Annotated in this window: 21 protein-coding genes; 9 read left to right on the forward strand and 12 right to left on the reverse strand. The window is 66.5% G+C overall.

The annotated features are described in order from the left end of the window. Nucleotides 1-157: 157 nt before the first annotated feature. Both C8D78_RS00775 and C8D78_RS00780 read left to right on the forward strand, forming a co-directional pair. Nucleotides 158-1,348, forward strand: a complete 1,191-nt coding sequence (locus C8D78_RS00775) for a carboxylate-amine ligase (protein WP_120949994.1) — start codon at nucleotides 158-160, stop codon at nucleotides 1,346-1,348. Nucleotides 1,349-1,527: 179 nt separating this feature from the next. After that, on the forward strand, nucleotides 1,528-2,397 hold the full coding sequence (locus C8D78_RS00780; protein WP_120949995.1) for a class II glutamine amidotransferase: 870 nt from the start codon (nucleotides 1,528-1,530) through the stop codon (nucleotides 2,395-2,397). A 61-nt stretch (nucleotides 2,398-2,458) separates the two neighbouring features. Here the strand turns inward: C8D78_RS00780 and C8D78_RS00785 are convergent, their stop codons facing one another. After that, on the reverse strand, nucleotides 2,459-3,196 hold the full coding sequence (locus C8D78_RS00785; protein WP_147429511.1) for a hypothetical protein: 738 nt from the start codon (nucleotides 3,194-3,196) through the stop codon (nucleotides 2,459-2,461). Nucleotides 3,197-3,638: 442 nt separating this feature from the next. Here C8D78_RS00785 and C8D78_RS19625 point away from each other — a divergent pair, with 442 nt between their 5' ends. The 3 genes from C8D78_RS19625 (at nucleotide 3,639) to C8D78_RS00800 (ending at nucleotide 6,800) form a co-directional block, all read left to right on the forward strand. Beyond that, a complete protein-coding gene (locus C8D78_RS19625; protein ID WP_167467818.1) occupies nucleotides 3,639-4,838 on the forward strand; it encodes an aggregation-promoting factor C-terminal-like domain-containing protein in 1,200 nt (399 codons plus the stop codon). Between the two features lie 432 nt (nucleotides 4,839-5,270). Next, nucleotides 5,271-5,960 carry a hypothetical protein gene (locus tag C8D78_RS00795; protein WP_120949998.1) on the forward strand — a complete coding sequence of 230 codons (690 nt, stop codon included), beginning with the start codon at nucleotides 5,271-5,273 and terminating at the stop codon, nucleotides 5,958-5,960. Between the two features lie 297 nt (nucleotides 5,961-6,257). Beyond that, a complete protein-coding gene (locus C8D78_RS00800) occupies nucleotides 6,258-6,800 on the forward strand; it encodes a hypothetical protein (protein WP_147429512.1) in 543 nt (180 codons plus the stop codon). 100 nt (nucleotides 6,801-6,900) lie between these two features. Here the strand turns inward: C8D78_RS00800 and C8D78_RS00805 are convergent, their stop codons facing one another. From C8D78_RS00805 to C8D78_RS00815, 3 genes are all read right to left on the reverse strand, one after another. Then, nucleotides 6,901-7,656 (reverse strand): polysaccharide deacetylase family protein, encoded by a 756-nt coding sequence (locus C8D78_RS00805; RefSeq protein ID WP_244208170.1) that lies wholly within the window; start codon nucleotides 7,654-7,656, stop codon nucleotides 6,901-6,903. Between the two features lie 161 nt (nucleotides 7,657-7,817). After that, nucleotides 7,818-8,900 (reverse strand): DUF1648 domain-containing protein, encoded by a 1,083-nt coding sequence (locus tag C8D78_RS00810; protein WP_120950000.1) that lies wholly within the window; start codon nucleotides 8,898-8,900, stop codon nucleotides 7,818-7,820. Beyond that, nucleotides 8,897-9,289 carry a GntR family transcriptional regulator gene (locus C8D78_RS00815; RefSeq protein WP_120950622.1) on the reverse strand — a complete coding sequence of 131 codons (393 nt, stop codon included), beginning with the start codon at nucleotides 9,287-9,289 and terminating at the stop codon, nucleotides 8,897-8,899. Before C8D78_RS00815 ends, C8D78_RS00810 begins: the two co-directional genes overlap by 4 nt. A gap of 189 nt (nucleotides 9,290-9,478) precedes the next feature. Between C8D78_RS00815 and C8D78_RS00820 the strand changes: the two genes are divergently transcribed. Next, entirely contained in the window at nucleotides 9,479-10,033 is a 555-nt protein-coding gene (locus tag C8D78_RS00820; protein WP_147429513.1) for a hypothetical protein, read from the forward strand. A 158-nt stretch (nucleotides 10,034-10,191) separates the two neighbouring features. Here the strand turns inward: C8D78_RS00820 and C8D78_RS00825 are convergent, their stop codons facing one another. From C8D78_RS00825 to C8D78_RS00850, 6 genes are all read right to left on the reverse strand, one after another. After that, entirely contained in the window at nucleotides 10,192-11,007 is an 816-nt protein-coding gene (locus C8D78_RS00825) for an ABC transporter permease (RefSeq protein ID WP_120950002.1), read from the reverse strand. Further along, nucleotides 11,004-11,987 (reverse strand): ABC transporter ATP-binding protein, encoded by a 984-nt coding sequence (locus C8D78_RS00830; RefSeq protein ID WP_120950623.1) that lies wholly within the window; start codon nucleotides 11,985-11,987, stop codon nucleotides 11,004-11,006. The genes C8D78_RS00825 and C8D78_RS00830 overlap by 4 nt, the downstream gene beginning before the upstream one ends. 142 nt (nucleotides 11,988-12,129) lie before the next feature. Then, entirely contained in the window at nucleotides 12,130-12,468 is a 339-nt protein-coding gene (locus C8D78_RS19785) for a hypothetical protein (RefSeq protein WP_208641833.1), read from the reverse strand. Beyond that, entirely contained in the window at nucleotides 12,465-13,148 is a 684-nt protein-coding gene (locus tag C8D78_RS00840) for a DUF2306 domain-containing protein (RefSeq protein ID WP_120950003.1), read from the reverse strand. Before C8D78_RS00840 ends, C8D78_RS19785 begins: the two co-directional genes overlap by 4 nt. Further along, nucleotides 13,145-13,834, reverse strand: coding sequence for a hypothetical protein (locus C8D78_RS00845; protein WP_208641834.1), 690 nt, complete (start codon nucleotides 13,832-13,834; stop codon nucleotides 13,145-13,147). Before C8D78_RS00845 ends, C8D78_RS00840 begins: the two co-directional genes overlap by 4 nt. A 124-nt stretch (nucleotides 13,835-13,958) precedes the next feature. Further along, complete coding sequence (locus C8D78_RS00850) at nucleotides 13,959-16,565, reverse strand: winged helix-turn-helix domain-containing protein (RefSeq protein ID WP_244208171.1); 2,607 nt, start codon at nucleotides 16,563-16,565, stop codon at nucleotides 13,959-13,961. 409 nt (nucleotides 16,566-16,974) lie between these two features. On the opposite strand from C8D78_RS00850, the gene C8D78_RS00855 reads away from it, so the two are divergent. The 3 genes from C8D78_RS00855 to C8D78_RS00865 all read left to right on the forward strand — a co-directional run bounded on the left by C8D78_RS00855 (nucleotide 16,975) and on the right by C8D78_RS00865 (nucleotide 20,536). After that, nucleotides 16,975-17,580, forward strand: a complete 606-nt coding sequence (locus tag C8D78_RS00855) for a cysteine hydrolase family protein (protein ID WP_120950005.1) — start codon at nucleotides 16,975-16,977, stop codon at nucleotides 17,578-17,580. A 198-nt stretch (nucleotides 17,581-17,778) separates the two neighbouring features. Next, nucleotides 17,779-18,912 carry an alkaline phosphatase family protein gene (locus C8D78_RS00860; RefSeq protein WP_120950006.1) on the forward strand — a complete coding sequence of 378 codons (1,134 nt, stop codon included), beginning with the start codon at nucleotides 17,779-17,781 and terminating at the stop codon, nucleotides 18,910-18,912. Between the two features lie 31 nt (nucleotides 18,913-18,943). Next, nucleotides 18,944-20,536 (forward strand): S53 family peptidase, encoded by a 1,593-nt coding sequence (locus C8D78_RS00865; RefSeq protein ID WP_120950007.1) that lies wholly within the window; start codon nucleotides 18,944-18,946, stop codon nucleotides 20,534-20,536. 343 nt (nucleotides 20,537-20,879) lie between these two features. On the opposite strand, the gene C8D78_RS00870 is transcribed toward C8D78_RS00865, so the two are convergent. Both C8D78_RS00870 and C8D78_RS00875 read right to left on the reverse strand, forming a co-directional pair. Continuing rightward, nucleotides 20,880-21,734, reverse strand: coding sequence for an IclR family transcriptional regulator (locus C8D78_RS00870; protein WP_120950008.1), 855 nt, complete (start codon nucleotides 21,732-21,734; stop codon nucleotides 20,880-20,882). Between the two features lie 121 nt (nucleotides 21,735-21,855). Then, on the reverse strand, nucleotides 21,856-23,109 hold the full coding sequence (locus C8D78_RS00875) for a glycoside hydrolase family 1 protein (protein ID WP_120950009.1): 1,254 nt from the start codon (nucleotides 23,107-23,109) through the stop codon (nucleotides 21,856-21,858). Nucleotides 23,110-23,198 lie beyond the last annotated feature (89 nt).

Genomic DNA, 23,198 nt, shown 5'->3' on the forward strand with positions numbered 1-23,198 from the left:
TTGGGATTTTCTTGTGCCGCGCCGAGGATGGCGCACTTGGGGCTGCATGTCGATCGCGCGGTCGGATTTGTTTCCCGGCCGGCGGGTGACCGTCGGCCTGCGCGCGGACCCTGACCTGTGGTCCTTCGCTGTCGCTTTCGTCGGTCACACTTAGCATGTGCGTACTTTTGGTGTTGAAGAAGAATTCTTGATTGTGGATCCGGACAGCGGATATCCTCTGCCCCTGGCGGGGGAGCTGCTTCGCCTTCACGATCCGGACCAAAAGCTGGCGGACCATCCGGCACCCTCTCAGATGCTGGCCGCGGAGCTTCAGCAGGAACAGCTCGAAGTCATCACACACCCACATTCCAGTCTGAGCGGACTCGCGGCCGAGATCCGGGCCGGGCGGGCTTATGCCGACTCGCTGGCCCGGATGACGGGCGCGCGGATCGCTGCCCTGGCCACGTCTCCGCTGCCGGCCACACCGACGGCCACCCGCAACGTCCGTTATGACGCCTTGATGGAGAAATTTGCTCTGACGGCCCGCGAGCAGCTGACCTGCGGATACCACGTCCACGTCTCCGTGGGCTCCGATGAGGAGGGCGTCGCGGTCCTGGACCGGATCAGATCCTGGCTGCCGCCGCTTATAGCCTTGAGCTCAAATTCCCCGTTCTGGAACGGCACGGACAGCGGGTACGCCAGTTTTCGAACCCAGGCCTGGAATCGGTGGTCCACAGCCGGGCCCACAGACGTCTTCGGCTCGGCAAAGGCCTACTATTCGCTGGTGGAAGCCCTTTCGGGCACCGGGGTGGTCACCAGCCCTGATTTTGACGCGCGTCTGTCCGTCCGTCACCCGACCGTCGAAATCCGGGTGGCCGATGTTTGTCTTGATGCGCGCGACGCCGCACTGATTGCCGCGTTGGTGCGGGCGCTGGTGGAGACCGCCGCCCGGGAATGGGAAGCCGGGCATCCACCGGACATGGTTCCCGCCGCAATCCTGCGACAGGCAGCCTGGCGGGCCAGCCGTTGGGGCTCGGAGGGTGAGCTCCTGCATCCAGTAACGCACCGGCCAGCTACCGCCAGAAACGTCGCCGACGCGCTCCACGGCCATGTCCGGGAGGCTCTGGAGGATACCGGCGATGCCTCCTACGTCGCGGAGGCACTGCAAAGGATCCTTGGGCAGGGCACGGGGGCCGGCCGGCAGCGGCAAGCGTTCGAGCGCAACCGCAGACTCTCCGACGTCGTCAAACTCGCCACGGGCCTTACTCATCAGGAATCCGCCGACTACTCCAGCCTCGATAACCCGCTCCTCGAAGGGGACATGGAAACGACTGGTCCAAGCCCGGATTTGGCCGCCGTCTCCGTCTAACGATGGCACGAGGTGCCAATTCCGGCGACAGGCGCCTTTCATGGAGCCGAAACCATGACGCCGGTGCAGTGACTTTTCCTCTTAATTGGAGTTTGGGGGCGGCAGCACGCCGGCGTGCCGGGCGGGGGCGATGATGGGGGAGCCAGATACTGTCAGCAGGGAATCTATGAGGAGTGACCATGTGCCGACTGTTCGGCCTGCACGCCGGCCCCCGGCCGGTCCGGGCCACGTTCTGGCTCCTTGATGCCCCGGACAGCCTGTCCGACCAGAGCAGGCGGGAGCCGGACGGGGCGGGCATCGGTACCTTTGACGCCGCCGGTAAGGCCCATGTGGCCAAGCAGCCGCTTGCGGCGTGGGAGGACCACGCGTTCGCCCGCGAGGCCCGGGATCTGAAGAGCACCACGTTCCTGGCCCATGTCCGGTATGCCAGTACCGGGGCGCACACGCTTCTCAACACCCACCCGTTTGAACAGGACGGGCGGCTGTTCGCGCACAATGGCGCCTTCGGAGACATCGAACGGCTCGAGCAGCGCCTGGTCGGGCTGGGGGTCGCGGATCTGGTGCACGGGCAGACCGATAGCGAACGGCTCTTCGCCCTCATTACCGCCGAGACCCGCCGCGCGGGCGGAGACGTCGGAGAAGGCATCACCCGAGCCGTCACCTGGATCGCCAGGGAGCTGCCGGTGTTGAGCCTGAACCTGATCGTGACGACCGCGACGGACCTGTGGGCTCTCAGGTACCCGGCCACGCACGAGCTGTATGTCCTGGAACGGAACCCTGCCGGCGTTCCCGGCCCCGCCGCGCCTCTGGAGGCCAGGAGCCGCCGTATCCACGCCCGTAGTGAAGAGCTCGCCATGTCCCCGCACGTCCTCATCGCCACCGTGCCGATGGATCACAACCCGGACTGGCGTCCCATAGCGGCGGGTGAGATGGTCCGCGTGGGCCCGGATCTGACGGTGATGTCCAGCTTCCCCTTCCCGGAGGCCCCGGCACATCCACTCACCCTCACGGATCTGGACCCGGCTGCGGCCGAATCCCAGAGGCAGTGACCGCGGCAGCTCCGGGATGGCCGCCCGGCAGCGGACCATGTTGCTTCAGAGGGACGGGCGATCAGGCGGCGGGCGTCGTTGCGGTCTTCTTTTCGAGCGCCTGGGCCGCATTCTGGATCTTGGCACCATATCCGCCGTTGAGCGCGGTGTCCTTGATCTTGTTGGCCTGGGTGTCCAGGTCAGCAGGCGCGGCGGCCTTGAGCGTCTTGAGGTCCGTCTGCAGGTTGGCCGGAAGCTTGGCGAAGAGCTTCGGGTGGCTGACAAGCTGGTCGGCCACCTTCTGCATTCCGGCGCCCGGGTTTGCCGAGGTGAGGGCGTTCCGCAGCTCCTGCCGCAGACCGGCCCCGGCGGTGGCGCTCTTCTGAATGTGGACGGCCCGCTTCTGGATCCCGGCGCCATACCCGCCTGACAGTGCGGTCGTCTTGATCTTGTAGGCGTCTTTCACCCGGTCAGCGGGTGCGGCGTTCTTGAGGGCCGTCAAGTCCGCCTGCAAAGCGGACGGAAGCTTGGAGAAAACCTCCGGGCGGTTGACCGCGGCTGTCGCGGCCTTCGCGGCGCGGTCCCCGGCAGCCTGCGGGCTGTCGGCTTTGAGGCGCAGGAAAGCCCCCAGGTTGCCGGCGCCTGCGTGGGCACCGGTTTTGGCGCCGGAGAACGGGGCCTCAGTTGCGGACGGTGCCGGGGCGGACGGTGACGCAGATGCGATTCCGACGCCGACTGTGGCCATTGCGCCGGCGGCCAGTACGGCGGCCGCTCCGATTCCGATACGGGTCTTCAGTGATTTCTTTGAGGGCATTGCCACTCTGTGTCCTTCCACGTGCAGTTCGTCTCTGCCGTTTCATTGCGCAGACAAGTAAGCCCTTCGACCCTATGTATCCACTCTGGGCGCAAGCTGGGTGGAACCCTCCGCACGGTCGTGTTTCGGCTCAGACCTTGAGGAGCCCATTCTGCATGCACTGGCCGGCGCTGCGTTCCCGGGCGGCCCGGGAGACCGTCAAACCACGGCGATCGCTGCGAATGGCGCTCGGCCGTCCGTGACGGGTCCGGTCAGTTCGAGCACTTACCGCTTCCAGCCCGTCAGATGACGCCCTTGCCAGGGCGGCCACGGCGTCGAGTGGACGCAGTAGAGCGCCACGCCGCGGACCGGTGCCGGGCATATCGCGGTGACCCAGTAGGCTCATCGGGATATGCCCAGGTTCAAGTTCAGGTTGAAAGTGCCCGCCCGGAAAGTCTGTGCGGCGGTGATGAGCGCCGCGCTGCTGGCGGTGGCTGTCGTGCCGGTGGCCAGTGCGGACGACGCTCCACCGTCCGGCTACCCTTCGTGGGCCGATGTCCAGGCCGCCAAAGACAATGCCACCGCAAAGAGCGCAGAGATCCAAAAGATCAACGACCTTCTGGACGGCCTGGAGCAGCAGGCGTCGTCACTCGGCGCTGCTGCGGTCAAGGCGGGCCTGGCCTACGCCGTGGCGCGCAACAATCTTGATGCCTCAACGTCAAAACTGAACGATCTGAAAGAGAAGACCAGCAAGGCCCATGCCACAGCGGCGGCACTGAGGCGGCAAACAGGAACCCTCGCAGCCCAGGACTACATGGCCGGGGGCATCAACCTGGGACCCTTCACGGTAATGGATACCCTGCAGAGCCGGGACGGGCTGCAGAAGCTGGACATGATGCAGATCGTCACCCAACGGACCACCGACACGTACAACAGTTCGCGCGCCGCGGAGGCCGTTGCCTCGTCCCTGGATGAGCAGCAGGCAGTGGTGCAGACCGAGAACCAGCGGCTCACGGGGGATGCGCAGGCGAAACTTGGCGCCGCGCAGGACGCCCAACGGGCGGCCCAGCAGAAGGTGGCCGAGGAAAAGAAATACAGCGGCACCCTCACTGCACAGCTGGCGACACTGAAGAACACCAGCGCGACCGTCGAACGGAACTACCGCGCTGGCGTCGAAGCCAGGGCGGCCTACGAGGCACAACAAGAAGCCCGCCGGCGAGCAGCCGAGGCCGCCGCCCAGGCTGCGGCCGCCGCCCAGGCTGCGGCAGCAGCAGCAGCCGCAGAGGCAGCTGCCCAGGCTGCCCCGCCGCCGAGCCCCCCGGCCACCGTGGTGCTGCCCGACATCCCCGGCGGTGCCGCCAACGATCCGGGCGGCGCCCAGGCATACGCCTCGAGCCAGCTAAGCGCCCACGGCTGGGGCGGTGACCAGATGACCTGCCTGATGAATCTGTGGACCCAGGAGTCGAGCTGGATGACTAACGCCACCAACCCCTCGAGCGGCGCTTACGGTGTGGCGCAGGCCCTCCCGCCGGAGAAGTATTCGTCCACCGGATCCGACTGGCTGACCAACTATCGCACCCAGATCGATTGGGGGCTCGGCTACATCGCGGGACGGTACGGCTCACCTTGCGGGGCCTGGGCCCACGAGACTTCCAATAACTGGTACTGACCTTGCCGCGGCGGCCACCCACAGCGTGCTTCACCCGGGCGGTTTCAAGGTCTAACAAACCCGGTTTCGGACTGGCCCAAGATCGACGCCTCCAAGGTCAACGGCAACGGCTGGTACCAGAAGTTCCAGGGCGGCACGATCTGACAGGACACCAAGGGCGCTGAACGAGCCGTCTTCAAGAGGTAGTTTTTTGGGGCAGCCAGGACGCGCCGGGCCATCGCCCGCGTCTCGCCGTTGAGCAGAGTGCCACTTGGCGGCTTGGACGAAACATATCTCTTCGGTATGGCCCGGATCACCGACGCCGAAGCGTTCAAGCGATCCCTGCGCGTCGCACCGCGCAACTGGTCACGGGAAGGGGGACGATGTTTCGGCGTCCTCCCGCTTTCTGCATGTCCGGGGAGGCGTTCCCGATCCGCCCTACACATAGGACCCATGAAGACTTCCGCCGCGCTGGCCGCCACCGCCCTTCTCCTACTCGGCCTCACCGGCTGTTCGACCGCAGCCCACAAGGCCGAGGGGGCCGCCACCGCGGCGGTAGCCCACGCCGCGAAAACAGCTGCCCACGCGTCCGCCTCGGCCGGCGCTAGCGCACCCCAGGTGTCGGCCGGCGTCGTGTCCTCCAGGGTGAAGTCAGTGCATTCCCCGGACAAGGTCGCCGTGGATGAGACCCTGGCCCCGGGCCAGTGCAAGGTCCGCGTCGTGGACGCGCACGCCGGATTGGACCTGCCGGACGCGGCCTGCACCCCGGGCGCGGTCGATCCGGCCGTTACCGAAGGCAATCTCGCCTCCACCATCTGCAAGTCCGGGTATACGACCACGGTCCGGGCACCTGCTTCGGACACCAACAAGGAGAAGGCCCTGAGCCTGACCCAGTACGGCCAGACTCGCGTCTCCTCCACGGAGTACGATCACCTAATCTCGCTCCAGCTCGGCGGCACCAACGCTGTCTCCAACCTGTGGCCGGAACCGAACCGTGCCAATGCCCCGGGCACCACCAACCCGAAAGACGCCGTCGAGACGAAACTGAACAAGGCCGTCTGCTCGCACCAGGTCACCCTGGCCGCCGCGCAGAAGGCGATAGCAGCCAACTGGGTGACCGCCGTCAAAGACCTCGGCCTCTGATCCGCCGCACCGGCCGTCAAAGGCTCAACCGCACCGACCGCGTCGTGGAAAGCGAAGGCCCCACACGCCTGGCGATCACCTTTGGGGACCTAGCCGGGGGGACCGAGTCTCCGTGCTCGTCACCTTCAGCATCGAGGAATACACGGAGATCGTGAAGCTCTCCATCGTGCATGAAAATATACCCACACTGCGGGGGCGCCACGGCCTCTGTGTGCCCCGAGATGCATTGCACAGCGTAGGCTCTGCTTGTTGGGGGGGGCACAGGAGGTGCTCCTGCACGCCAGAAGGAGCAGCCGCATGAGCCATGACCAGCAGTCTCCCTACCAGAGCCCTTGGCCTCCGCAGCCTTCTGCCCCGTGGCCCCCAGACGGGATGCTCTCCCCGCAGGACGCCGAGAAGTCGAGGCGGTGGCGCGTCGTGCTGGGGTGCAGTTCGCTCTTCCTCGCCCTCTTCTCCGGCTTCTACGCCTACATGAACATCGCCTCGGTCGCCCGGGCCACGAATGCCGTCGCGGCCGCGGGCGGCTACATCCCGCAGACCGCCATGGCCCTTGCCGTCGCCATCATCGGTGTCTTCTGCGCTCTGGCCCTTGCCTATGCGGGCATCGGGACCTGGAATATCGCCGCCCGAGGATCCACGGCCAAATCTCCCCTGATCGCCGCGATCGTCCTGGCGGGCGCTGCGTTCGTCCTCATCGTCGTCTACATGGTGACCAGGTCCACCGGGGGGTTCCAGGTCGGCGGGCTCGGCCTTAACGCCCTCATCATCGCCCGGGGCGCTATCGTCCTGCGGATGAAGAAGCTCCCTGCGTATCCCGCAGCCCCTAACTGGGCCGCCTGACTACTCGTCTGTAGGTGCGGCGCCCGATCGTCGCCCCCAACAATGCCCTTCAAATGCGGCGCCACCGGGAGTGCGGAGGCAGCATCCTGCCTCAGTCCGTCTAGCCGCCGGCGGGCGCGACGACGACGGCAGGCGAGCCCTGGTTGATCGGGTTGGCCGTCGCGGAGGGGGCCACCACCCCGAACTCGTAGCCCTTGGCCCGCAGTGCGTCGATGGTCTTGGCCAAGTAGGCCCACTGGCTCGAGGAGCAGGACAGGACGTCCCCAGCATCGTGCAGCAGGATGATTGCGCCGGGCGTCGCCTCCGCCATCACATACCTCTGGACGCGGGTCGCACCGGGGCACTCAAAGTCGCCGGGGTTGCCGACGTCCCAGTGCCAGATAACCCCGCCGCTCATACCGATGGTCTTGAGGTAGTTCGTCGCGTAAGGAGTGCTGTCGCCGTACGGGAAGCGCATGAGCTTGGGTGCCTCGCCTGTGATGGCTTTGATGGCGGCGTTCGTGCGGTCGATCTGCAGCTTCTGGCTGGCCTGGCTGATATCGGGGAAGTCGGGGTGGTTCCAGGAGTGGTTGCCGATCACGTGCCCCTCGGCCTTGATCCGGCGGACGAGGTCCGGGTACTGCTGCGCGTGGGAGCCCTCGAGGAAGAACGTCGCCTTGACGCCCTTCTGTTTGAGGACGTCGAGGACGAACGCGGTGCGCTGGGGCGACGGCCCGTCGTCGAACGTCAGGCCGATCAGCGGCTTGGTGGCGGCCTGGGCAGCCGCCACGGTGGGGCCTCCGGTGAGCAAGGCCATGACCAAGCTCGCGGCGGCCAGGGCCGCGAAGGCAATCCTGTTCTTCTTCATGGCGCTCATCTCCCGTTCCCAAGGCTGCCTGCAACCTTGCTAGGTGTGCACCATACGGCGCCGTTAAGGCGCTGTAAACACATACTCGTTAGGCGTGCCTGACGAGCGATCATCCGTCGGATCGGTTCCGGTGCCGGAGGTCTCCTCGCCGTCGCTAAGCTGTGGTGGGGTCAGCTGCCGAATCGTAGGCTGATCAGCAGGCCGATCAGCGCGGCCGCACCGGCCAGAAGCATCGCTGCCTTGGGATTGCCGAAGTTGAGAGTCCATCCCAGGCCGAACCTGCGCGGAACGAATAACGTGCGGTCTTCGCGGTTGATGTAAAAGAGCCCGCCGCGCCAGTATCTGTCGTCGTCCCGGTGGATCAGTCCGGTGTTTTCCTCGCCCTCGTTCTGCTCGCGGTTGTTCCTGGCCAGGACGACGACGGTTACCGCGACGGCGGTCAGGACCGGGAGCACGATTACCAGCGGCGCCCACGGGGTGACGGTCCCGGTCCACATGAGAAGCGATGATCCCAGCATCCCCAGATCGATCATCGCCACCAGCCCGAGAAGGGCTTTGGCGCTCAGTGTCATGTACTGGCGGTACCAGTGCGCCGAGCCGGCAGGGTGCGCCGGGTCAATGTCGGGCCGGCCGCGGAAGATGGCCGCCGCGATGCCCACGAGCAGCGCTGTCACACCGATCTGCACGAACACCAGGGAGAAAGCGGTCCCCACGGACTTGGCGGCCAGCCTGTTGGGCCTTCCCCCCGCGCCGTAGTGCACGGCGAGTATCTCGGGCATCGAGGGGTAACTGATCACGCCGATGATCACGGTGGCGGCTGTGATGATCAGCGCCGGGACCAGCCAGAGCCAGGGAAACCGCGGGGGATTGGTCCGCAGCTCGGTGTCTACTGCGATGCCTTGGTGTTGGCCCTCGTACCAGCGTCCCGCCGCCTTGGCGGCCCGGATCTCGTGGTTGGCCAAGAAGAAGCAGCCGTACCAGACGCCGACGAGCACCAGCGCCGACAGCGGCAGCAGCAGCGTCTCACCCGTTGCGGCGAAGATGATGACGCAGACCCCGACGGCGGCGATTCCGCCGAGGAGCACCCGCCATCGGTATACACGGGTCTGCCGGACCACCGTCGGGTCCCCGGCACGCTGGGCCGGCACCCGGACCCCGAACGGCACGGTCGGGCTGTTGATCGAAGGCAGCGCCAGGGCGATTGCGAGCACCAGCGCAGACAATACGGAACTCAGCACGATGGCAACGGTCATGGCGTGCCCTCTGGCTTCCTGGCGTCAAACGAATCGAGTATTGACCGGCAAATAGTGAGAACCTCGTCGGCCGGCAGGCCTCTGGCGACGGCCTCGGCCAGCAGGGTCCGAGCCCGCGCCGTCCACTCGGCCGGAAACGGCGGGTCCGCGACCGTCTGGGTCACCACCGCACCGCTCTTGCGGTTGAGCCGGATCAGGCCTTCCTGACGGAGGAGGTCGTAGGCCTTGTTCACGGTGTGGAAGTTGATTCCGAAGTCGGCGGCGAGCGTCCTGGTGGCCGGCAACGGGCTGCCCTCGGCCAGCACGCCATCGGCGATCGCCTCCACGATCTGGTCCCGGAGTTGCTGGTAGATCGGCACCTCGCTGGCCAAGTCGACGTTGAGAATCATGACTTCCACCACCACTGTTTGTTCTATAAGTTATAGAACAAACAGTGGTCGGTGGCAACGTCGCGCCGGTTGGATTTGGCAGTCCGACCCGTCTTCGGCCGGCCCGGGGGTCTGGAGCCTCCAACGGCCATTAGTTGACTGGCTGGGGCCTGCCGTGCAGGCTGTGAGGACATCGGACGAGGGGGGACCATGATGACATGCAGGCGCGGGGTGGCCGCTATCGCGGTGCTGGTCGGGCTGGCCCTTGCCGGGTGCCAGCCTGCTGCCGGGCCGCTCCCGGCCGCAGCTCCCGTAGTGGCCGTGCCCAGTCCCTCATCCGCCGAGCTCACGGCCATCATCCGGACTGCCGTCGAGGACCGCAACGGCACTGCCCTGAACGTTCCCCCGGCACCGCATCTAGCCGACGCGCAGACGACGGCGGCATATCGGGCCAAGCGCGCGCGGGATCTTCCGGTGGTGGCCCGGTCGAAGGCCGGATTCAAGTCGATGGGGTTCTGGTACACGGACTTTTCGACGACGATCACGGTGGAATCCATCGAGGTGACCGGCTCGACGGCGAGCGTGCACTTCAAGGAACTGACCGAGGAACACCAGGCCTCGGCCGCGAACGGGCCGAGCAACGTCCCGTCCGGCTACTCGCTGCCGCAGACCGCAACGTTCCGGGCATCCGCGCACGGCTGGCAGCTGGACAGCATCAGCCCTTCCGTGCATGGGGGCGGCCTGCCGATGTCCGTCGTCGAGTAGGAGGGCGGGGCCGTACCGCCTCCCGCTGTGACAGCGCATCCCTTAGGCTCTGACCGGTCCTGACGGACGGGCGTCAGGTGGGGAACGACGGCCGGGGCTGGCGGGACAGCGATGGCCCCGCGCCGCGTTCGCCGGCGATGTCTGGTTGCGGCGCGCTGTTAGACGCGTTTGGTGTCGCGGCGGAAGGCCAGGGCCGCGCCGGTACCAAAGACGATGAGCCAGACCAGGACGTTCCCGGCCGCGGCCCAGTTGAAGGCGTCGCCGGTGAGCGGGGCCCGGGCGATTTCGCCGATGCCGTACGTGGGTGTCCAGACGCCAATGTTCTGCAAGGCGGGGGTCATGGTTTTCAGGGGCTGGAAGAGTCCGCCGAAGAACGCGAGGAAGGCCAGGACCGGTCCCATGAACTGCATGACGTTTTCGGAGGGCACGAGGTAGCCGGCGAGCAGGCCCAGCGCGGTGAAGACGAGGGATCCGAGCCAGGCGGTGAGTCCGGCAAGGATCCAGATGTGCAGCTCCATGCGGACGCCGAGGAAGATCCCTGTGGCGAAAGTGCCGAGCACCGCGAGTAATCCGACGGCGAGGCCGCCGATGATTTTGACGGCAATGTTGGCTACGGGGGTCAGCGGGGTGAGCCGGAGCTGGCGGCTCCAGCCCTGGGCCCGTTCGATTGCAACGGCGCCGCCGGCGGAGGTGGAGGCCAGCATCGCCCCGTAGACAGCCATGGAGATCATGATGAACGCCGTGACGGAGGTGCCGCCCTTACTGACCGGCAAGGCTGCATTGAGCGGGGTGTCTTTGTATTGGCTGCCGAAGGCGATGAGCATGATGACGGGGAAGGCGATGGTGAAGAACAGGGTGCGCCGGTTCCGGAGGCGGCGTTTGATTTCGATGCCCAGCAGTGTCCGGTTGAACCCGCCGAAGCCCGGGACCCGGCGTTCCGTCGAGAGGGCTGCCGGGGCGGGGGCGGGGATCATTTGGTGCCTTCTTCTGCTGGCCGGGACGGTTCATCTGAGTCGGCGCCGCCGGGGTCGGACGTGAGTGCGAGGAACGCGTCTTCGAGGTTATGGGAGGTGATTTCCAGGTCGCTGGCGTCGGTGTGGGTCAGGAGGTACCGGGCCGCGGCGTCGGAATCTCTGGTGCGGATGCTCACGGTATCGGCGCGGACCTCGAACTCGTCGACGCCGGGCAGCGCTTCCACGGCGGCGGCGTCGAGGTTGCTCACGGACGCCCGGACGGTGCGGCCGGAGGCGAGGGACCTGATGTGGGCTGCGGTGCCGTCGGCCACGATCCGTCCGCGCCGGAGAAGAATGATCCGGTCCGCGTAGGCGTCGGCTTCATCCAGATAGTGGGTAGCGAAGATGACCGTCCGCCCGCGGGCGGCATCGGACCTGATCGCATCCCAGAAATCACGCCGCCCCTCGACGTCCATGCCGGTGGTTGGTTCATCCAGCACCAGCAGCCCCGGATCCGAAACCAGTGCCATGGCAAAGCGGAGCCTTTGCTGTTGGCCGCCGGAGCATTTCTCCACCCTCCGGTCCGCGATCTCGGAGATCCCGGCCCGTCCCAGGACCTCGTCCACGGGCTGGGTGTCGGCGAACAGTGACGCTGTCAGGGCCACGGTTTCACGCACCGTGAGGTCTTTGAGCAGTCCGCCGGTCTGCATGACGGCGGAGACCTGTCCGCGCGCAATTGCGCCGCGGGGCGTGTGACCGTAGATCCGCACGTCGCCGCGGTCCGGCTTGGCCAGTCCCAGGAGCAAGTCGATAGTGGTGGTCTTGCCTGCCCCATTGGGGCCAAGGAGCGCCACGATTTCGCCCGGGGCAATGGTGAGGTCGATGCCATTCACCGCGTGAACGCTGCCGAAGGATTTGTGCAGGCCGCGGGCGTCCACGGCAGCTACCGGGGCAGCCGTCAGCGCTACGGGGCCCGGTTGGGACAGAACAGCCTCGGACATCATGAACCTTTGCATCGAAGAGAAGGGGCGGGCGGACGGTCCTGCAAACGTGCCGACGGGTTTCGCCGGCGAGATGGGCAACCACACGGAGGCCCGAGTTTGTCTATAACGTACTTGGTTAGCTCACAGGCAGACCAGACGGTCATGGTGTCGGGGGTAAGTTTTTGGGTGTGAGGAGGCTACGGACTCTCACATGGTCACGATCTTGGGTTTCGCCGTCCCAAGACCTGGTGTCCCCGGAGCCGCTGCCGCTGTGGTCTGTTGCGTCGATGGGTTCCACGGAAATCAGGAGGATGCCGAGGTCCCGGATCTTTGTGAGCAGCCCGTGCAGGGCGGCTTGGTCGGGCACGGCCCCGCTGAGGCTTGTGGTGCCGTCGTCTTCGCGGGCCAAGGCAAGGCAATCGAACCAGGCTGACCAGTGGTCGTCGAGGTGACCGCCGACCCGAATCCGGTAGCCGTGGGGCACGTGGGATCCAGTCATGGGAGCCGGGCCTCGCCCGTTGACGGGGATGTCCGGTTGCCGCCGCGGCGGATGATGAACTCCGCGACAATGAGATTCAGGGCCCACCCGGCCCCCAGCATGAGGTCCGTGGTGAGTGCGCTGACGCCAAAGACGGCGTTCCCGATGCCTTGGGTGAAGACCTGGGTGCCGGCGCCGAGAGCCAACGCATAGGCGCGGGTCATCCAGGCCCGGTGACGTGCGACGTCGGCGCGACGGATCGCCGCGAAGCCGAGGATGAGGCTGGTCGCCATCCCAGTACCGAACGCCAGCCGGAAGATGTAGGCGAGTGTCCCGGTGCCGGGCTGGCGCGGATAAAACTGCGTCATCCACAGCGCGGAGAACGCGACGGCGAATCCCAGAACCAGCACGACGCGTCCGGCCGCACGGTGCCAGGCGGGCCAACGGCGTCGCAACCGGGACGAGAACTGAAAGGCGCCCAGGACCGCGTAGGGGACCGCCCCGACGATGTGCACGACCACGGGCACGGGTGAGGCCGTCATTCGCGCGTTCACCGGGAGGAGAGAGGGGCCGCCCGCCAACTCGATAAGCCGTAAGGAGCCGGCCGCGGCGGGGATCAGGACGAGGACGATGAGGGCGAACGGCACCCACCCGGTCGACCGCGTCGACCAGGCGGGGCGCGCTGCCTTGTGCAGGGTCATTTGGTGCCAGCCGGGTTGAGCGGGCGACTTGCGTCCCGGGGCAGGATTCGAATAGCACAGGCGCGCTGGTCACGCCACAACGAGTATCCCAGGCCCACCATTGCCACCCCGGTGGGTATGGCGAACAGCCTTTCGTTGACCTGCGGCAGCAAGGGAATGGCCAGTGTCGCCACGGAGCCGGCGGCTAGAAGGGCGGCGGCCCAGCGGGCGAGGACCTTGGCGCGGAACAGCCCGATCCCGAACAAGAGCCCGCCGCCCAGGAATGTGGCCGCGGACGCCAGGTTAAGGGCTTGCATCAGGCCGATGTCTCCGCTGGCGCGCCCGCCCGTGAACACGGCAAAGACGTCGTTGACGTAGCCCGGCGCCGTGTGGGCAAGAGTGGAAAAGACAACGGCCCCGATCACTTCAACACTCATCATGATGAGGTAGCCGGCGCCAAACACGAGGTACCCGATCAGGCCCAACACGCCGGCCTGCCTCACCTGGCGCAGGTACATCCCGGTGATGCCGGCCAGCGACAACCCGGCCATGAGCACCTTCAGGCTCTGGCGGACCGTGTACTCGGTGGTGGTGGCGAACTCCGCATCCAGGTGGGGATGGTTGAACTGGACGCCGATGAACAGCAGGCCTGCCGCCACGGCGGACAGGCCGGCCGCCCGGGTGAGGTTGGTGGTGGTGATGGACATCTTCGACTCCTGGGTCTGGGTTTCCGCGTCAGGGTGTCGCGGGATACTTCAAACCTAGGGAAGGGCCGGGTGAGCAAGCATCACCCCATGATGTGAGTGACAGGGTGAGATTTGGCTTTCCCGGTCACGTGAGGCCTCGGTCGCGCGCCTTGCGGACCGCGGCCCGCCGGGTGGTGACGGCGAGCTTCGCGAAAATGTGCTTGGTGTGCGTGCGGAGCGTGTTGGTTGAGATGAACAGCGCTTGCGCGATCTCCGGCCCGCTCAAATCGCCGTCGAGGAGCCGGAGCACCTGCAGCTCGCGCCCGCTCAACTTTTCTCCCACGGAGGAGGGCAACCGATGCCCCTGAGCGGGGGCTTGGGCGTAGGGCGGCGCAGCCACGTTGAGCAGCCGCTGGACGTGTCCTTCGGCGATTCCGTGGGCGGCGGCGTCGCGCAGCAGCTCCATCATCGGCGTCCCCTCGGCTAAGAAAAGCCCGGCATACCCGCCGGGTTCGGGCGCCTCCGCGAAAGCCCGGCCAAGCATCGCGCGGGCCTGCTCCCAATGTCCCTGAACGGCCAGGGCCAGAGCCTGCAGCATGCGGATCTCCATCACGCTCCCGGCGCGTCCGCCCGTCTCCGCGGACTCGAGCAGCCGCCCTAACAGGTGATCGGCCTGCCGGGGCATGCCGCCGTCGGGATGTTCCCGGTGCTGCGCGATGAGCAGCCGCACGAGCGTGAGGTGATCGAACTCGCTCAGGTAGCTCGCTTTATCCGTTAATGCCACCCCTCGTGCCTCGGCCCAGCCGGCTGCTTCCGACGTCTTGCCGTGGACGATCCAGATCCGGGCCCTCATCGCCCCGATCGGCTGCACGTCCGGAAAGAATCCAGGCAGGTAGAGCTGCTCAGCCTGGCCAAGCAGGGTAGCGGCGTCGTCGAGCCTTCCGTCGGCACGGGCAGCAAGCGCCCTGGCCACGAACCACCGGTAGCGGCTCTCAGTCATTGGCGCCCGTTCGAAGTACTCGCCAGCGGTCGTGAGGTGCCCCGCCGCGGCAGCGAAGTCTCCGGCTTCCAGGTCAAGCCCACCCAGCCCCACATGCAGTTCGGCGGTTGCCCGGGCGACCGGCTCGCCCTCGGCCTCCGCAAGCTGCAACGCGTCCTGGTAGAGCCGCCGCGCCTTACCGGGCCGGCCGGCCACGAGCCACATGTCAGCGAGCACGACGGTGCTGCTGATGGCGTCAACGAGGTTTCCGGAGGCGTGCAGACTCGCCACGGCCTGCGTGAATGTATCCAGCGCAGAAGACATCTCCCCGTTCGCCCACGCAGCCAGCCCTAGAAAGCCCGAGGCAGCGCCGCGCGCAAGATGGTCGCCGGGGCCGGCCAGGGCAAGGGCGTGCCGGGCGTGCTCGGAAGTGCCGGCCGCGTCGCCCCGCGCCTGTGCAAGCGAGGCACGATAAACGGCGATGGTTGCCGGCAGCGTCCGGAGTTCCTCAGTCTCGGGCCAGGGCGGAACTGCCCCGGACGGGACCGCGGCCAGTGCACGTTCCGCATCCTCCAGACGCGGTTCCACCCCGTGGAGGTCACCGGAGGCCATGAGCATGAATCCGTAGAAGACGCTAAGCACCGGGCTGCACCGGACGACGTCGGCGGGAAGCGCCCTCAGCCAGCCGAACAAGATTGCCTCCTGCCGGTTGCGCCGGATCATCGGCACGGCCCACTCCATCAAGTGGGCCGCCCTATTGAAGTCTTGGGCTTCCAGGGCATGCCGGACCGCTTCTTCCATCAGGTCCTTGTGCGCGTACCACGCGCTGGCGCGCTGATGCAGCAGCGGAACTAATCCAGGCTGTTCGTTGAGCAGACGCGCCCGCAGCACGTCCGCGAAGAGGTGGTGGTAGCGGTACCATTCCCGCCGGTCATCCAACGGGACGATGAATAGGTTGGCTCGCTCCAGTGCTGTGAGCATCTCTCTCCCGTCGGCGCGGCCCGTCACAGCATCGCAAAGCGGTCCGCTGAAACGGTCGAGAACGGCTGTGAGCATCAGGAAGGTGCGGACGTGATCGGGCTGATGCCCGAGTACCTCTTCGACCAGGTAGTCGACGACGTAGCGGTCAGTTCCGGCGAACCCGGCAATGAAACCGGCGACGTCCTCGCGTCCCTGGAGCGAGAGCGCGGCCAGCTGCAGTGCCGCCGCCCACCCTTCAGTACGCTGCTCCAACGCCACGACGGCCCCGGCGGAGAGGTTCAGTCCTGCCACCTCATTGAGGTATGCGCTCACCTCCTCTGCCGTGAAACGCAGGTCCGCTGCACGGAGCTCGACAAGCTCGCCGCGCACCCGCCAGCGGGGCATCGGCAGCTCGGGGTCAGCGCGGGTGCTGATCACAACGTGAACGTGGGACGGAAGGTGCTCCAGCAGGAAGACCATCCCCTTGCCCACCTCGTGACTGTCAACAAGGTGGTAGTCATCGAGCACCAACCAAACATCAGCCGGCACCATGGCCAGCTCGTTTAGGACCGTGGTCAGCACTGACTCAGTCCAGCCGTCCGATGGGGAAATGAGCTCGAGAGCAGATGACCCGATGCCTGGCACCGCTGTTTGCAGCGCGGACACAACATAGGTCCAAAAAGACGCAGCGTCGGTGTCGGAGGCGTCGAGCGAAACCCACGCAATGCGACGGTCATCCGCCTGCATTCCGCCCAGCCACTCGGCCAGGAGCGTTGTCTTACCGAACCCGGCCGGGGCAGATACCAGCGTCAATCGCGACCCGGCACCACGGCGCAGGCGATCCAACAGCCGCGTGCGTGTCACAACATTGCGTCGGGCTGGCGGGATGAACAGCTTCGTTGCGATCAGCGGACGTGCCATACGGACCCCGTTCTAAGGCACAACAACTTGGGAAGGTACGGCCAGCCGGTGCTTAAACTCCGGCAAGGGCCCGGATAGTCGAATGATACTCAGGAAGCAGGGGAGTGCAGCCCGAGGGCTGCGGTTTCGGCGTGAAAGAAGATGGGTGCCCTCACCTTACAGTCAGATGTGGCCACGTATCCGGCTACGCGGACCATTCCATGGGTCAACCCGAGCCCTTGTCCTGTGTAGGGGCCGCGGCTAGTCTGACCTCGACCGTCGGCTTTGCTGCGGGCGCTTCACCCCCGACCAGGAGGATGCCTTGAAATTTGATCCGAACACCACCGCCGTTGTACTCATCGAATATCAGAACGACTTCACGTCCGAAGGCGGCGGGCTGCATGACGCGGTCCGACCGGTCATGGAAAAAACGGACATGCTCGCCAACACGGCTCGCGTTGTAGAGGCAGCCCGCGCGGCCGGGGTCACGATAATGCACGCGCCCATCACGTTTGCCGAGGGCTACAACGAGCTCGGCAAACATCCATACGGGATCCTCAAGGGGGTCGTCGACAGCGGCGTGTTCGTCAAGGGAACCTGGGGTGCAGCCATCATCGACGAGCTGGCGCCGGCTGAGGGCGACATCGTCATTGAAGGCAAAAGGGGTCTCGACACCTTCGCCAGCACAAACCTGGACTTCATCCTTCGCAGCAAAGGCATCACCACCATCGTCCTGGGCGGGTTCCTGACCAACTGTTGTGTCGAGTCAACCATGCGCAGTGGCTACGAGAACGGGTACGAGGTGGTGACGCTGAGCGACTGTGTGGCTGCAACGTCGGTTGAGGAACACGACAACGCGATCGCATACGACTACCCGATGTTCTCCACCCCGATGACTGCCGAGGAGTTCTCCAGCCGGCTGTCCTGACTTTGCCCAAGCACGAAGGCCGCACCGTCCGGCACCCAGCCGTGGTGCGGTCCTTTGTTCTTGCCTTGGTTGAGCCGCCACGAGGGGCGCGCCGCCGCATTCCTGCTCTAAGTCATTCACCGAATGATTCCCCTGCGGTAGCGTCGTCGAATGACCGGTTATGCGGCCGGGTGATCCGGCCGAGGAAGCGGGGACGTCATGGCGAGCAGCAGAATCAAGCACGTTATGGTGATGGTCCAAGAGAACCACACCACCGATAATTACTTCCAGGGCCTGGCCCCTTACGGGGCGAACGTTGCGAAGGACTGGCCGGCCCAGGTCAACCCGCCCGCGTCGGATCAGCCCCATGACCGGCACGCCTACTACCGCTGGCTCGCCGGAGAGCACAAGGCGACCCGGACCCAGTTCGACACCGCGGCGGTCATCCCGTTTTACGCGTATCTGGCGCTGACGGGGGCGTTCCTGGAAAACCATTGCAGCGGCTTCGGCACTAACTCGACGCCTAATCATCTGCTGATCCTTGGCGGCCAGTCACCGACGCTGCGCAACCCCTCTCGGACCCAGCCGCCGCCGCTGTGGGACATGCCCTCCGTCCCGGGCCTCGCGGATGAGGCGGGCATCGGCTGGGCCTGCTACACAGGCACCGACAGCTACCCGGCCGGGTTCTACCAACAACTCAGCGGCTCCAAAAACCTGATTCCCAACGCGCACTTCGTCGCCGACGCCGCCGCCGGGAAGCTGCCGCCCTTGACTTATCTGTGGCACGACGCGCCCGAAGACGAACACCCGACCGCCGACGTTACGATCGGAATGAACAAGACCTGGGAATCCGTGGACGCCGTCGTCAGATCCGGCGGGTGGGATGAGACGGTGTTCCTGCTGACCTGGGATGACTGGGGCGGCTGGGATGATCACGTGGCCACGCCGAACATCGAACATACCCTGGACGGGGTACAACTCGCGTACGGTCCGCGGGTCCCGCTGATCATGTTCGGCGGCCCGGTCAAGCCGGGCATCGACAGCCGCTGGTCCAACCACGCCGGCATACCGAAGACCGTCATGCAGCTGCTCGGACTGCCCGAACTGGGGGTGGACCGCGTCGACAAGGATCCCGGCCTCGCCGACCTCATCGACCCCACCCGGCACAACCCTGCACCGCCGGTGTTCGGGTCGAAGATCAGCCTGCCTGCTCCGCCGCAGCCGGAGCGCAGACCCAACCCCTTGCCACCCCCTCCCGCGGCGACTTCAAATCCGGTCCCGCCGGTGGTGCTGCGTAGCGGCGGCACACTTCCGCCCCCGAACGACGTCACCCTGACCCCGAACAAGCCCTGAGCGAGAACCGTCCCACGAACGGAGCACAATCATGTCTGAGCAGAACACCACCCCGATGACCGCCGTGCAGAGTGTCCCGCTGCCAGGTTCGGAACGCAGTGCGGCGGCCGGGATCCAAGCCACGCACGGACCCGTCGATCCCTCCCGCAGGATTGAGGTGACCGTGATCCTGCGCCGGCAGGAGCCATTGACGCAGATGCCCGCCGAACCGATGTCCGGCGCCGAACTCGCCGCCCGCCACGGGGCCTCGGCCGGGGACTTGGGCCTTGCTGTCGAGACGTTCACCCGGCTCGGAGCGGAGATCCTCGAAGCGGACCCGGCCTCCCGCCGGCTGCGGCTGGCCGGAACTGTCGAACAGCTGGGCCGGATCTTCGGCACCAGCCTGGAGGACGTGACCAGCAGCGGGCCCCACGGTCAGGACGTCACGCACCGGCACCGGACCGGGGGCCTGCAGATCCCGGCAGAGCTGGACGGAATCGTCACGGCGGTCCTGGGCCTCGATGATCGTCCTCAGGCGCGTGCGCAGTTCCATGCGATCCCGCTGGCCGCAGCCGGGACCAGCTACACCCCGCCGGAACTGGCCAGGATCTACAACTTCCCTGCCGGCGCCGATGGCAGCGGTCAGAGCGTGGCCATCATCGAACTCGGCGGCGGTTTCGGTCAGGCGGACCTGGACGCATATTTCGCAGGTCTCGGGATCACCGGGCCAACGGTGACTGCCGTGGGCGTCGATGGCGCCGCCAACCAGCCCGGGCAGGACCCGGCCGGAGCCGACGGGGAGGTACTGCTCGACATCGAAGTCATCGGGGCCCTGGTACCGGCGGCGGAGATTCTGGTCTACTTCGCGCCGAACACGGATGCCGGGTTCCTCGACGCGATCATCAATGCCTCTCACGCCGCGCCGACACCGGCGGCTATCAGCATCAGCTGGGGTCAGAACGAGGACGACTGGACCGCCCAGGCACGGACAGCGTTTGACCAGGCCGTCGCCGACGCCTCGGCGCTGGGCGTGACCGTCACGGCGGCGGCGGGGGATAACGGCAGCGCCGACGCAGCCACGGACGGCAAGGACCACGCGGACTTTCCGGCCTCCAGCCCGCACGTGCTGGCCTGCGGCGGCACCCGCCTGAATGCCGACATCGTTACGGGAACAATCAGTTCGGAAACCGTCTGGAATGACGGACCGAACTCAGCCACGGGTGGCGGCTACAGCGACACCTTCCCCGTTCCGGCCTGGCAGCGCGGCCTGCCCGCCCATGCCCGCCACCGCAAACCGGCACCAAAGCCCGCCCCCAGGGGCCATGGCCGCGGCGTCCCGGACGTCAGCGGCGTCGCCGACCCGCAAACCGGGTACAGGGTCAGAGTCGACGGCGAGGACATGGTCATCGGCGGCACGAGCGCCGTCGCACCCCTCTGGGCGGCACTGATCACCCTGTTCGCCCAGTCGACGGGGCGGCGGTTCGGCCAAATCCAGCCTCTGCTCTATAGCCGGACGAGCGGGTTCCACGACGTCACCACGGGAAACAACGGCACCTACCGGGCCGCGACCGGCTGGGATCCCTGCACCGGCCTCGGCAGCCCCGACGGGACAGCCCTGCTCGCTGCGATCAACTCCGGCCTCTAAACCTGCAACCGGGTGTCCGCCGGCTTGCCCGGTTGACCGGCCGCCCTGCTCAACGCCGTCGCCCTGCAAACAGCTACGCCCCGAATTTCCGTTTCCGGCTACGGCGCACAGACCGAAATGCCAGGATGATGAAGGCCGCAAAGAACGCGACCGGCAAGAGCACGAGCGGGTTCCAGCCTTTAAGTGTCATTGATGTTCCCTCCGGTCCGCTCGAAATGCCATGCGCAGACTATATGCCCACGCAGCGGGCCGCCTCCGTGTCCCGGCCTGCGGGTCGTGGGAGTTCCCGAAGGCTGCTCCCCGGACGGCTCACCCTGCAGTTCCACTGATTGGCACGTTTGCCTTAGGCGAGCGCCTGCTGCCGCATTCCGGCGCTGGTCTCGGCGTTGAACCCGAGATTTCGTGACACCGCCCTGGCCGTGGCCTGGACCGCAGGCGCCAGCACGTTCGGGGGAGTCGCGCCGTCGGGAACCACAATGGAAAGTGCTGCGACGACGGCGCCCTGGGCATCGAAAATGGGCGAGGCCACGGAGACGGTCCGGGAGGGCGCCGATCTTCTGATCATGGCGACCCCAGTGCGGCGCACATCGGACAGCGTGCGCCGCAGTTGCCCCTCCGGCATGGCGTCCACGCCGGCCTCCTCATCAGCGGGTTGCTTGATGACGGCTTCCTGAAATGCCGTATCAGCGCCGGCGAGCAACACCAGCCCTACGGCCGTGGACCGAAGGGGTACCCGGCCGCCCACCCGGTAAGCCACCTCCGTAGCCTGCTTGGACGACAGCCGTTCAATCAGCACGGCCTCGTCCTTGTCGCGCACCGCCAGGAGGACGTGATGACGTGTCACTTCGAACAGGTCCTCGAGATAGGGCAGTGCGATTTCCCGCACGCCATGGCCGCGGGGCGACAGCGATGCGACTTCCCACAGCCGAACTCCCACAACGTATCGCCCGTCGTCGAGCCTTTCCAGCGCACCCCAGGCCACCAGTCGGGCGATCAGCCGGAGGGCCGTCGGCGCCGGGATGTCTGCGTACCTGGCCATTTCGGAAAGCGTCAGGGCGCGACGCCGGTCCGAGAACACCGCAAGCAGGCTCAACGCACGGTCGATCACGGGTTCGCCCTGCTTCGGCCGCTTGCCGCGCGCAGGGGCCGGGGTTGCGGGCCCGGCGCTGTCCGGATCCCTTTCGGGGACTGCTGTCATCTCAAATCGTTCCTAGTTCGTCGCCAGTGACCCCCACCACAATAGTGTTTCGCCCAATGAAACTCGTAGCCGGTGCGCCATGGCCGCGGCACTGTTGCGGTGGGGCGTCATCTGCGCCGGTTCACACGGACTCAGCCACCCTCCTCCCGGCCAGGCTGCCCAGGAACTTGGCGCTCTCCTTTGGGGTCCGTTCCTGCGTGGTCCGGTCCACGGCGATGAGGCCGAACTTCGGCCCGTAGCCAAAGATCCACTCGAAGTTGTCGAAGGCTGTCCAGGCGATGTAGCCGCGGACGTCGATGCCGTCGGCCAGGCAGGACTCCACGCCGGCTATCGCCGTGCGGAGGTAGGCCAGCCGCTGGGAGTCGTCGTCAGTGGACAGGCCGTTCTCCGTGACGATGACAGGGATGCCGGCGATCGTGGCTGCCTCCCGGATGGTCGCTTCGAGGGCCTCGGGGTAAATTTCCTCGCCCATCTGGTTCGTCGCGGCTCCCTCGGGGGCCGGCATCACCCCATCCGGGCCGAAGACCGTCCGGCCGTACGTCTGGATCCCCACGAAGTCGTCGTCGCGGGACGCCACGAGGAAGCGTTCGTTGACCTCTCGCCGGATCCTGTCCGCACGGTCCTGGCCGCCTTCCGTTGCCTGGATGTCGGTGTTGGCCAGGGTCCACCCGACCGGGAGCTCCGGCCGGATCGCTTTGATGGCGGCCCGGCCCTCCCGGTGCGCAGCGAGCTTGATATCGAAGCCGGCCTCGGAGACCGTGAACTGGAAGGGCGCCACGCGGCTTGCGTCGATCCCGAGCCGGTCCGCCGCCGCCGCCCACAGCGGCACCTCTGCCCTGCGATCAGGGGCCTCGCCACCCAGGCCGAGCTCCTTGAGCAGCCATGGGAGGTTGGGTTCATTGAGTGTGCAGGCAACGCCGATGAGGTCGCCGAGGTGCCTCATGGCCCGGTCGCAGAAGCGGGCAAACCGTGCGGGCGTCTGCGGGTCCTCCCAGCCGCCGGCCGCCAGCAGCCATCTGGGCGACGTGAAGTGATGAAACGTGACTACCGGCGTGAGGCCGTGCTCATGGCACGCCTCCAGCATGCGGCGGTAATGGTTGAGTTCCGCCACGGAGAAATAGCCTTCCTCGGGCTCGATGCGGGCCCATTCCAGCGAGAAACGGTAACTGGTAAACCCTAGGCCGGCGATCAGGGCGATGTCCTCGCGGTATCGGTGGTAGTGGTCGACGGCGTCCCCGGACGGTTCGGCGAAGATCGTGCCGGGAAGCCTCTCCAGGAACCAGCAGTCACTGTTGACGTTGTTTCCCTCGACCTGGTGGGCTGCCGTGGCGACGCCCCACAGGAAATCGCTCGGGAAGGCAAAAGAGTCGGTCATCTGGTTCCTTTCGATCTGAGCGCCAAGCGGCTGTGCATGGGCTGACTGTCCATCCTCCGTGGTCAATGCCGGGGGAGGCGCGGCCGTTT

The sequence above is a fragment of the Arthrobacter oryzae genome (assembly GCF_003634095.1).
Taxonomy (GTDB): Bacteria; Actinomycetota; Actinomycetes; order Actinomycetales; family Micrococcaceae; genus Arthrobacter; species Arthrobacter oryzae.